This is a genomic window from Streptomyces sp. NPDC039423 (genome assembly GCF_055598725.1).
Genome location: NZ_JBVKAH010000001.1, coordinates 294,546 through 305,162 on the forward strand (window position 1 = coordinate 294,546; position 10,617 = coordinate 305,162).

Here is a 10,617-nt window from a genome sequence, read left to right on the forward strand (position 1 = left end):
ACCTGGGTATTTCGCCCACCACTTAACAACGTGGTGGGCGATGCCTTTTCAAACTTAGTCTCACTGTTATGGCGTTGCAGCCCATCGGAAACAACCTCATCGTGGAATTGGAGTTTTTCGATGCTGAATAGAGTCGTGATCGTGGGCGGGGGTACGGCCGGCTGGATGACCGCGTCCTACCTGAAGGCGGCATTCGGGGACCGGGTCGACATCACCCTCGTCGAATCCGGAAAGGTCGGCACCATCGGCGTCGGTGAAGCCACGTTCAGCGACATCCGCCACTTCTTCGAGTTCCTCGGACTCAAGGAATCGGACTGGATGCCGGCGTGCAACGCCACGTACAAGCTCGCGGTCCGCTTCGAGAACTGGCGCAAGCCCGGCCACCACTTCTACCACCCGTTCGAGCAGATGCGGTCGGTCGACGGCTTCCCGCTGACGGACTGGTGGCTCAAGAACGGCCGCACCGACCGGTTCGACTCGGACTGCTTCGTGATGGCGAACATCTGTGACGCCGAGCGCAGCCCGCGCCACCTCGGCGGCGCCATGCTGTCGCAGCCGTACGGCGACAACTCCGACGAGCCCCAGGGCCTGACGATGTCGGAGCACCAGGGCAAGACGCAGTTCCCGTACGCCTACCACTTCGAGGCCGCGCTGCTGGCGAAGTACCTCACCGACTACACGGTCCAGCGCGGCGCGAAGCACATCGTCGACGACGTCAAGGACGTCAGGCTCGACGAGCGCGGCTGGATCAGCAGCGTCGTCACCGCCGAGCACGGCGAGCTGACCGGTGACCTGTTCATCGACTGCACCGGCTTCCGCGGCGTCCTGCTCAACAAGGCCCTGGAGGAGCCCTTCATCTCCTTCCAGAAGCATTTGCCCAACGACAGCGCGGTCGCCCTCCAGGTGCCCCAGGACATGGAGGCGCGGGGCATCCGCCCCTGCACCACCGCCACCGCGCAGGACGCCGGCTGGATCTGGACCATCCCGCTCTACGGCCGCATCGGCACCGGGTACGTGTACGCCAGTGACTACCTGTCCGCCGACGAGGCCGAGGCCACCCTGCGCAAGTTCGTCGGCCCGAGCGCCGCCGAGGCCGAGGCCAACCACATCAAGATGCGCATCGGCCGCAGCCGGCGCTCCTGGGTCAACAACTGCGTGGGCATCGGCCTGACCAGCGGCTTCGTCGAGCCGCTGGAGTCCACCGGCATCTTCTTCATCCACCACGCGGCCGAGCAGCTCGTCAAGAACTTCCCCGGCGCGGACTGGAACCCGGTCCACCGCGACAGCTACAACAGCGCCGTCGGCAACGTCCTGGACGGCGTCCGGGAGTTCCTCGCGCTGCACTACGCCGCCGCCGGGCGCAACGACACCCAGTACTGGAAGGACACCAAGACCCGCGAGCTGCCCGACGGGCTGGCCGAGCGGATCGAGCACTGGAAGTACCAGCTCCCGGACAGCGAGTCGGTCTTCCCGTACTACCACGGGCTGCCGCCGTACTCGTACCAGTGCATCCTGCTGGGCATGGGCGGCATCGAGCTCAAGCCGTCCCCCGCGCTCTCCCTCGCCGACGACAGCGCGGCGCAGCGCGAGTTCCAGGGGGTGCACGAGCGGGCGCAAGCCCTCATCGGCGAACTCCCCACGCAGTACGAGTACTTCACGCACATGCGCCGCTGACCCCGCAGGCGCCGCGGCGGCCGGACCGGCCGCCGCGGCGCCGCGTCCGCCGCCCCAGGGAGCGTCACCCCGTGACCGAGACCATTCCACTCAACGAACCCGCGCCGACGGCCGCCCCGCAGCCGGCGGCCGTCGCCGACGGCCAGCGCGCCATGATGAGCGGCTTCCCCACCGGGGTCGCCGTCCTCACCACCGCCGACGACGACGGCACCCCGCGCGGGATGACCATCTCGTCCGTGTGCAGCGTCTCGCTGGACCCGCCCATGCTGCTGGTCTGCCTCCGGAGCGGCAGCCCCACCCTGCGCTCGGTGCTGACCACCGGCCGGTTCGCGGTGAACCTGCTCCACGGGGCCGCACGGCCGGTCGCCGAGCTCTTCGCGTCGGGCGCGCCCGACCGGTTCGACCGGGTGCGCTGGGAACACGACACCGCAGACCCGTACGCGGCCGGCCCGCACCTCTTCCACGACGCGCACGCCATCGCGGACTGCGTGGTCAGCGACGAGCACCGCAGCGGGGACCACCTGGTGGTCTTCGGCCGCGTCCTGCGCGTCACCCCCTTCCCGGACCGGCAGCCGCTGGTCTACGGCGGGCGGGAGTACCGGGTGTGGCCGGTCGGCGCGGCGGCCACGGCCCGGTGACGGCCCGGGCACGGCCCCGGACGCCGTCGTGGCGCCGGGGCCCCGCGGCGCGGCCGGCGGCGCGGGACACGTCAGGCGGCCCCGCACACCGGGGCGGACGACGACGCCGGGGAGCCCGGGTGCGTGGGCACTCGGGCTCCCCGGCGTGGCCAGGCGGTGGGGGCCGGCGGCGGACACCGGCGGGCGGGTGCCCGGGACCGGGCGGGCGGCGCGCGGGCCGCGGGCGACCGGCCGACGGGCGGCGCGGGCGGTGGGTGCCGCGTGTGCGGTGGGAGGTGTGCGGGCGGCCGGTTGACCGCCGGTGGCCGGTGGGCGGCGGTGGGTCAGGCCACGGCCGCGGACGGGACGCGTCCCGCGCCGAGGGCCCTCGTGGGTACGGCCGTCCTGCCGTCCAGCAGGGCCATGCCGAGCGGGGTCACCGAATGCAGCACGGTGTTGCGCACCCGCCGGGTGGTGATCAGCCCCGACTCGCGCAGCACGGAGGCGTGCTGGCTGGCGCAGGGCGCGGAGACGCCGAGCCGGTCGGCGAGCTGGCTGGTGGTGCACGAGGCCCGCAGCTCCCGCAGCGCGGCCGCCCGGGTCTGGCCGACCAGCGCGGCCAGGGCCTGGGAGGGGACGGTGGTGTCGTCCCACAGGACGGCGGACTGTTCCGCGCTCGGCGGCGCGGCGAAGACCAGCACGGCCTGGCCGCGCTGCCCGTCACCCCGGAAGAGCCGGGCCGACCGCTGGGCGAGGAACACCGACGGGCTGAGCACCAGGCCCTTGCCGCCGAGCCGCACGTCGCCGTCCGGGCCGTCCTGGAGCTCCAGCACCTGGCCGTTCCAGACGGCCCGGCGGCCCAGGCCGGCCAGCAACTGCTCGACCCCGCCCGCCATCACCATCCGGCCGCGGGCGTCGCACTCGGCCTCGTAATGGGCCAGTACCCGGTTCCAGTACGGTGCCACCGCGTCCCGCCAGAAATCGGCGGGGGACAGGGCGGACACCGGCTGGCGGGCCGGTCTCCTGGCGCGCAGTTTCGTATAGACCTGGTGACGCCACCGCGCGTACACATGGTCGACGCCGCGGGAGAACAGGTCGCGGGCCAGTCCGCCCTCTATTTCCGGACCGGCGGTGGGCTGGAGTCGTATGCGGGCGAGATCGGCCGTCGTGAAATGAATTCTCTGCATGAATTCCCCCGTGTTGTGCCCGGCAAAGGCGTGTTCAGCGCGCGTGACCGGTGAGCCGGGCGAAGGCGTCGTCGAGCGTGGGCCGGCGGACGGCGAAGTCCACGACGGTCACGCCCGCCTTTTCCAGCGCCGTCGCGGCGGCGGCGATACTGCCCATTCCCTCCCCGAGCGGCAGGGTGATGACGCCCTCGTCGCGGTCCACCGCGAGGTCCTCGGGCGTACCGGTCCGCAGCGCCTCGACGGCGTCGGCGACCGTGTCCCGCTCCGCCACCCTGACCTCCAGCCGGTCCGGCCCCACCGAGCGCTTCAGCTCGTCCGGGGTCCCCTCGGCGATGACCCGCCCGGCGTCGACGACGGCGATGCGGTCGGCGAGGAAGTCGGCCTCCTCCAGGTACTGGGTGGTGAGCAGCACGGTCACGCCGTCGGCCACCAGGTCGCGCACGGCGTCCCACAGGGACATCCGGCTCACCGGGTCGAGTCCCGTGGTGGGTTCGTCGAGGAAGAGCACCGAGGGCGAGGCGACCAGGCAGGCCGCCAGGTCCAGCCGGCGGCGCATACCGCCGGAGTACGTCCGGACGGGCCGGTCGCCGGCGGCGTCCAGGCCGAACCGGTCCAGCAGCCGCTCGGCGCGGTCGCGGGCGCCGCGCCGGCCGAGGTGCAGCAGCGCACCGATGAGGGTGAGGTTCTCGCGGCCGGTGAGCAGCCCGTCCACGGCCGCGTACTGGCCGGCCAGGCCGATCCGGCGGCGGACCTCCGCGGGCCGGCGGACCACGTCGAATCCGGCCACCTCGGCATGGCCGCCGTCGGGCGCGAGCAGGGTGCTCAGCACCCGTACGGTGGTCGTCTTGCCCGCGCCGTTCGGGCCGAGCAGCCCGAGGACCGTACCGGCCCGCACGGTGAGGTCGACGCCGGCGAGGGCCTGGTGGTCCTTGAAGCGCTTGCGCAGGCCCTCGGCCCGTATCGCGGTCTCCACGTCTGCCCGCACCCGCGCGGCCGGGTCAGGCACCGAGGCCGGCGGCGGGCTCGCGGACGCTCCTGGGCCGCATGTCGGTCCAGTGCTCCTCCACGTGCGCCAGGGCCGCCTCCCGGGTGCTCTCGCCCAGCGACACCGTCCATCCGTCGGGCACGGCGGCGAAGGCGGGCCACAGGCTGTGCTGGCCCTCGTCGTTGACGAGTACGAGGAACGTGCCGTCCTGGTCGTCGAAGGGGTTCGTCACGTCGCGCTCTCCGAATCGGTGGGGTTCGAGGAAGGGCCCGGGCGGGCCCCGGTACGACCATCGTGCCGGGGCCCGCTGACACGGCACTGACCGTGTCCTGAGACCGCGCGTCAGGCCGGGGCGGCCGCCCGGCGGGACTCCACGAACCGCACGACGTGGTCCACCGTGCGGAAGTTCTCGATGTCGAGGTCCGAGGGGTGGACCGTGATGCCGAAGGTCCGCTCGACCCACATCACGAGCTGCACGGCGAACAGCGAGCTGACGCTGCCGGTCGCGAAGATGTCGTGGTCGTCGACGAGTTCGGTGTCCCGCACGTGCTCGCCGATGAAGGCGCGCACGGTGGTGAGGATGTCGTCAGTCATCAGGCACCTGCCCTGTTCCCGGTGTTGACCGGCTCGTACGAGTAGAAACCGCGGCCGCTCTTGCGGCCGTGGCAGCCCGCGGCGACCAGCTTGCGCAGCAGCGGCGCGGGGGCGAACTTGGGGTCGTTGAAGTTGTCCAGAAGGACTTCCAGCGAGTACATGACGGTGTCCAGGCCGATCAGGTCCGCGGTCTCCAGCGGGCCCATCTGGTGACCGAGGCACTGCCGGAACAGCCGGTCGATGTCGCCGGCCTCGGCCACGTTGTCCTGGAGCAGCAGGATCGCCTCGTTGACGCTGAGCATGGCGACCCGGTTGGTGACGAAGCCCGAGGAGTCCTCGACCACGACGATGTCCTGCCCGATGGCACGGAACAGCCCGCGGGTGCGCTCGATCGTCTCCGGGGAGGTGTGGAAGCCCCGGATCACCTCGACGAGCTTCTTCAGCGGCACCGGGTTCATCAGGTGGGTGCCGACCACCCGGTCCGCGCGGCCGGTGACCGACGCCATCCGGGTGATGGGGATGGCGGAGGTGTTCACCCCGAACACGCAGTGCTCGGGCGCCACCGCGTCCATCTCCCGGTACAGCGCCTCCTTGATGTCCCAGTTCTCCGTCACGTTCTCCACGACGAAGTCCGCGTCGGCGAGCCCGTCGAGACCGGTGCGGAAGTCGATCCGGGAGAGCACCTCGTCGGGCGTGCTCTTCCCCAGCTCGCGGTTGATCAGGGCGTACAGCCGGGCGTTCTCCGCTATCAGGCCGCGGGCCCGGTCCAGGGCGGCGTCCGTGGTGTCCACGAGCACCACCGACAGTCCCGCCGCCGCGAAGGCGTGGGCGCCGCCGATGCCCATGGTGCCGGCGCCGAGGACGGCCACGCGCCGGATCTGGCTGGTTTCAGTCATCGCTATTCCTTGCCCGGTTGTGGTGTGGTGCGGCACCGCTCGGCAAGCGGGGCCGGCCAGTCGGCGACGTCCCAGCCGTACTGGCAGAGCACGGCGTACGTGAACCGCTCCAGCCCGAAGCCGACGCAGGCGGAGTGCACCGTCGTGCCGTCGGGTCCCTTGATGCCGAAGGCGTCGCCGAAGTGCTTCTCGTGCAGGTTGAACGAGCCGACCGAGATGCTGTCCCCGGGGCCCACGTCCAGGTGGAGCTCGTGCTTGAGCTCCAGCAGCCGCTGCGAGGACACCTGCGCCGCGGTCGCCGCCCCGGCGAAGAACGGGTCGCTCGCCACCTCGCACCGGCCGGCCAGGTCGAGCTCCTCGACCAGCTCGGTGGCGCGCCGGCGGAACCGGTCGCGGGCCTCGCGGACGAACTCGGCCGTGCCCAGGAAGACCGTCTCCCGGATGGTGAAGTCCGACAGCCGCTCCAGGGTGCGGTGGTAGCGGGCCTCGTGCCGGAAGGAGCCGCCCCGGGCGGTCACCACCGTGTTCTCCCGGGGCAGCGTGCCCCCGGCGAACTGGTCGAAGGTGTGGTAGCACATCGTGGGCGGGAGGCAGCGGTCCACCGGCGCGCAGCGGTGCAGCACCCGGTCGCCGATGGTGTCCCGCGCCCCGACCTCCTCCGCGAAGGCCCGGTAGGTGTCGACGTCGCCGTCGAGCCGGGCGGCGAACATCATGTGCTGCGGGAAGGACGAGAGGTAACCGCTGCGGTGCAGCGCGGTGACCGGCAGCAGCGTCGGATAGCGGTACTCGCGGGCCCCGAACTCCTCGTGCACCAGGGCGCACAGCAGGCCGTCCAGCGCCTCCAGCGCGTCCAGCGCCGGGGAGCCGAGCGCCACCTGGCCGGGCCCGATCTCGTGCACCACGCCGTCCGCCAGCAGCCCGGCGAAGGCGTCGGCGCGCGGGGTGCGGGCCGAGGCGGAGCGCCACAGCACCTTGGGCGGGGTGGCCAGTTGGGGGCGCACCTCCGTGTCGACGACGTGCCGCAGCTTCTTGCCGAGCGCCTCGGCGTCGGCCGGAGCGTCGGTGGTCACCTCGACGGCGGCGACCGCGTCGCCGTCGCCGGGGACCAGCCGGAAGCCGGTGATGGCCTCGGACAGGTAGTAGACGCGCCGGTTCAGCTCGTCGCGGTGGGCCCCCGAGACCGGTTCGTCGAGGGTGAGTCGGTAGGAGTGCATGTCGGCCTCTCGTCCCTACGCGGCGGTCGGCAGGCCCATGAGGCCGGCGATGATGGACCGCTGGATGTCGGAGGTGCCGCCGTAGATCGTGCCCGCGAGCACGTCCCGCACCTCCCGCTCGATGCCGAGCTCCTCGGTGTAGCCGCGGGCGCCGTGGATCTGCATGGCGTCCAGCGCGGTGGTCTTCAGCGCCTCGCTGACGTACAGCTTCAGCATCGAGGCCTCCTGCATCGCCAGCCGGCCCTCGGCGCGCAGCCAGCCCACCTTGTAGAGCATCAGCCGGGCCAGCTCCAGCCGGACCCGCATGTCGGCGATCCGGTGCGACACGGACTGGAACGCGCCGATCGGCCGGCCGAACTGGCGGCGTCCCGCGGCGTACGCGACACAGCGGTCGGTGAGGCGGCTCATCACGCCGACCTGGCTGGCGAACATGAAGCCGCGTTCCCACTCCATGGTGGAGGTGAACAACTGGTAGCCCGCGCCCTCGGCGCCCAGCCGCTGGTCCTCGCCGACCACGCAGCCGTCGAAGGTGATCTCGCCCATCAGGGTGCCGCGCAGGCCCGCCTTGGGGATGTCCCGGGCGGTCAGCCCCGGGGTGGTGGCGGGCACGACGAAGGCGGACAGGGAACGCTGCGGGGCGACGTCGTCCCCGCCGGTGCGGGCGAACACCACGAACAGGTCGGCGCGGGGGCCGTTGCTGATGAACTTCTTCGTCCCGGTCAGCACGTAGCCGTCACCGTCGCGGACCGCCGTGGTGGTCAGCGAGAGCATGTCGGAGCCGGTCTCCGGCTCGGACAGGGCGTGCGCGCCGACCAGCGACCCGTCGCAGAGGGCCGGCAGCCAGCGGCGGCGCTGCTCCTCGGTGCCGTGGTCGGCGATGTAGACGGCGCACGCGAAGAGGTGGTTGTTGATCGCGAAGACCAGGCCGTTGTCGACACAGCCCTCGCCGAGCGCCTCGTAGGCCATGATCGCGGTGAGCGGGTCGAGGCCGCCGCCGCCGTACTCCTTCGCGATCGGCCAGCCGAGGACGCCGAAGTCGGCGCACGCCTTCCAGCCGCTCTCGTCGAAGGTGGCGTTGCGGTCGTGCTCCGCCACCTGGGCGCCCAGGGTGTCGCGGGCGAACCGGACGACCCGCTCGCGCAGCGCCCGTTGGTCCGGCGTGGGTGCGAAATCCATCAGTCTTCTCCGTGGTCGTGGGGCGCGGTCCGGGGCGGTGCGGGGCTCATACCTCCCACAACGTCACCGCCCAGGCGGCCACCGGGCTGTTGTTGAGCACGAGCACCAGGTCGCCCTCGTCCAGCTCGCCGCTCGCCAGCAGGGCGTCGAGGTTCAGCACCACGTCGGCCGGCCCCAGGTGGCCGTGCGCGGCGAGGTGCTCGCCGCAGACGGGGTGGATCGGCAGGCCGATCAGGGTGGTGTAGAAGTCGAAGGCGGCGGCGGTGACGTTCTGCATCAGCGTGGCCCTGACCCGGTCCCGGCCCACCCCGGCGTCGGCCAGGACCTGCTCCACCATCGCGCCGAGCCTGCGGGAGCTGAGCGTGGCGAGCTGGAAGCGGTAGCGCGACGGGTCCTGGCACACCTCGCGCCACTCGTACCAGGGCGTCTCCTTGTAGTCCACGCGGAACAGGTCGTGGAAGGAGCCGTCGGCCTGCTGGCGGTGGGCCCGCAGCACCGGCCGGCCGCCGCGGACCATGGTCATGGCGTACGCCCCGTCGCCGACGACCGTCACCGGGGGGCGGATCCGGTCGACGCCCGTGGGCCTGCTGGCGTGCGCGATGACGACCTGCTCGCGGCCCGGGTCGGCCAGCAGCAGGTCCCGTGCCAGGGCCCAGGCGGTACTGGAGCCGGTGCAGCCCAGCCCCTCGACGGTGAACGGGAACGCCGCACCGAGCTTCGCCTCGCTCTGCACCCGGCCCACGTCCGACCCCAGCAGCACGTCCGGTGCCCGCGGCGCCACCAGCAGCAGGGTGTCCGGCTCGCCGGGGTGCTCCTCGTACAACTCCCGGCAGGCCCGGGCGGCGAGCGGCGCCTGCTCGGTCTCCTCGAACACCCCGACGGTCCGCACCCCGCTGGTCCGCGCGAAGTCCGCCGAGGCGGAGTCCAGCATCGCGAACTCGGGGAGGTCCTCCACCGCCACCCGGGTGTCGGGCAGCACGCAGTGGATGGCGCCGATGCCGATGTCCGTACCGCCGCTCATACGGCGCTCCCCTCCGGTGCCCGCTCGGCCGTCAGGGCGACCGGCAGTCCGCTGTAGCCGTTGACGAAGTTGGAGAACAGCCGCTGGGGCGGACCCGCCAGCCGGACACCGGCCACCCGGGTGCGCAGCGCCTCCAGCATCGCGTTCACATGGACGCGGCCGAGGAAGGCACCCAGGCAGAAGTGCGGGCCGTGCCCGAAGGCCACGTGCTTGTTCGGGGTCCGCGCCAGGTCGAAGACGAACGGGTCGGGGAACACCGACTCGTCGAAGTTGGCCGAGCTGTTCCAGAGGCTGACCACGTCGCCCGCCTCGATGGTCCGGTCGCGCAGCGGTACGTCCACCAGGGCGCGGCGCCCGAAGTGCATGGCGGGGGTGGTCCAGCGCAGCACCTCCTCGGTGGCGCTGTCCACGCCCACCGCGCCCGACTTCAGCGCCTCCCACTGTGCGGGGTGTTCCGCCAGGGCGATCAGCCCGCCGGCCGACGACATCCGGCTGGACTCGTCACCGCCCAGGATCAGGCTGTAGCAGTTGAAGACGATCTCGTCCTCGCTCAGCGGCTCGCCGTCGACGGTGGCCGTCGCCAGCGCGCTGATCACGTCGTCGCCCGGGTGCCGGCGGCGGCGGGCGGCGAGGTCGGAGAAGTACAGCAGGATCTCGTTGCGGGCCAGCAGCTCCTCCATCTCGCTGTCGTCGGCGCTGTGCCGGGAGAGCGTCTGGGTGTTCCAGGCGACGAGCTGTTCGCGGTCCTCCTGGGGCACGTCCATGAGGTCGCCGATGGTGTTGATGGGGATGTGGTCGGCCACATCCGTGACGAAGTCCAGCTCGCCCCGCTCGACGGCCTCGGCGACCAGTTCCCCGGTGCGCCGGTGCACGCCCGCCACCACGGGCTCCAGCACCCGGGGCGAGAAGGACTTCAGCATCAGGTTGCGGATCTCGCGGTGCCGGGCGCCGTCGGTGACGGCGAGCATCTTCCGCGAGGCGGAGTCCTCCCCCTGGAGCAGGGTCGCCAGGACGTTGCCCCGCTCGGAGGTGAACCGCTTGTTGTCGCGGTAGAGCGTCACCACGTCCTCGTAGGTGGAGATCACCCAGAAGCCGGGGCCGCGTTCGGTGGGCCGGTGCCGGAAGACCGGCCGCTCGGTGCGGAACCTGCGCCACATGTCCGGCAGGTCCACGTCCAGGAAGGTCTGCGGGTCGGTGAGGTCCACCGAGTCCAGGTCGTCCACGGTCCGCTGTGGTCGGGGGGTCATGTGCGG

General features: G+C 72.1%; 11 protein-coding genes. 2 read left to right on the forward strand and 9 right to left on the reverse strand.

Annotated elements, in window-relative coordinates; genetic code table 11:
* Positions 1 to 120 precede the first annotated feature (120 nt).
* Positions 121 to 1,674: a tryptophan halogenase family protein gene (locus ACZ7LK_RS01320; RefSeq protein ID WP_392274678.1), complete on the forward strand. Its 1,554-nt coding sequence runs from the start codon at positions 121 to 123 to the stop codon at positions 1,672 to 1,674.
* A gap of 71 nt (positions 1,675 to 1,745) precedes the next feature.
* Entirely contained in the window at positions 1,746 to 2,312 is a 567-nt protein-coding gene (locus tag ACZ7LK_RS01325) for a flavin reductase family protein (RefSeq protein ID WP_471137843.1), read from the forward strand.
* A gap of 323 nt (positions 2,313 to 2,635) precedes the next feature.
* Here the strand turns inward: ACZ7LK_RS01325 and ACZ7LK_RS01330 are convergent, their stop codons facing one another.
* The 9 genes from ACZ7LK_RS01330 to ACZ7LK_RS01370 form a co-directional block, all read right to left on the reverse strand.
* Positions 2,636 to 3,478 carry an ArsR/SmtB family transcription factor gene (locus ACZ7LK_RS01330; protein ID WP_392274680.1) on the reverse strand — a complete coding sequence of 281 codons (843 nt, stop codon included), beginning with the start codon at positions 3,476 to 3,478 and terminating at the stop codon, positions 2,636 to 2,638.
* Between the two features lie 34 nt (positions 3,479 to 3,512).
* On the reverse strand, positions 3,513 to 4,451 hold the full coding sequence (locus tag ACZ7LK_RS01335; protein ID WP_392274681.1) for an ATP-binding cassette domain-containing protein: 939 nt from the start codon (positions 4,449 to 4,451) through the stop codon (positions 3,513 to 3,515).
* 25 nt (positions 4,452 to 4,476) lie between these two features.
* On the reverse strand, positions 4,477 to 4,695 hold the full coding sequence (locus ACZ7LK_RS01340) for an MbtH family protein (RefSeq protein ID WP_469464569.1): 219 nt from the start codon (positions 4,693 to 4,695) through the stop codon (positions 4,477 to 4,479).
* Positions 4,696 to 4,805: 110 nt separating this feature from the next.
* On the reverse strand, positions 4,806 to 5,057 hold the full coding sequence (locus ACZ7LK_RS01345) for an acyl carrier protein (protein WP_392274683.1): 252 nt from the start codon (positions 5,055 to 5,057) through the stop codon (positions 4,806 to 4,808).
* Complete coding sequence (locus ACZ7LK_RS01350) at positions 5,057 to 5,953, reverse strand: 3-hydroxyacyl-CoA dehydrogenase family protein (RefSeq protein ID WP_392274684.1); 897 nt, start codon at positions 5,951 to 5,953, stop codon at positions 5,057 to 5,059. The genes ACZ7LK_RS01345 and ACZ7LK_RS01350 overlap by 1 nt, the downstream gene beginning before the upstream one ends.
* A gap of 2 nt (positions 5,954 to 5,955) precedes the next feature.
* Positions 5,956 to 7,167: a class-II aminoacyl-tRNA synthetase family protein gene (locus ACZ7LK_RS01355; protein ID WP_471137848.1), complete on the reverse strand. Its 1,212-nt coding sequence runs from the start codon at positions 7,165 to 7,167 to the stop codon at positions 5,956 to 5,958.
* Between the two features lie 15 nt (positions 7,168 to 7,182).
* Positions 7,183 to 8,343: an acyl-CoA dehydrogenase family protein gene (locus ACZ7LK_RS01360; protein ID WP_392274686.1), complete on the reverse strand. Its 1,161-nt coding sequence runs from the start codon at positions 8,341 to 8,343 to the stop codon at positions 7,183 to 7,185.
* A gap of 46 nt (positions 8,344 to 8,389) precedes the next feature.
* Entirely contained in the window at positions 8,390 to 9,364 is a 975-nt protein-coding gene (locus tag ACZ7LK_RS01365; RefSeq protein WP_469464571.1) for a beta-ketoacyl-[acyl-carrier-protein] synthase family protein, read from the reverse strand.
* Positions 9,361 to 10,611, reverse strand: coding sequence for a cytochrome P450 (locus tag ACZ7LK_RS01370; protein ID WP_469464572.1), 1,251 nt, complete (start codon positions 10,609 to 10,611; stop codon positions 9,361 to 9,363). Before ACZ7LK_RS01370 ends, ACZ7LK_RS01365 begins: the two co-directional genes overlap by 4 nt.
* Positions 10,612 to 10,617: the final 6 nt, after the last annotated feature.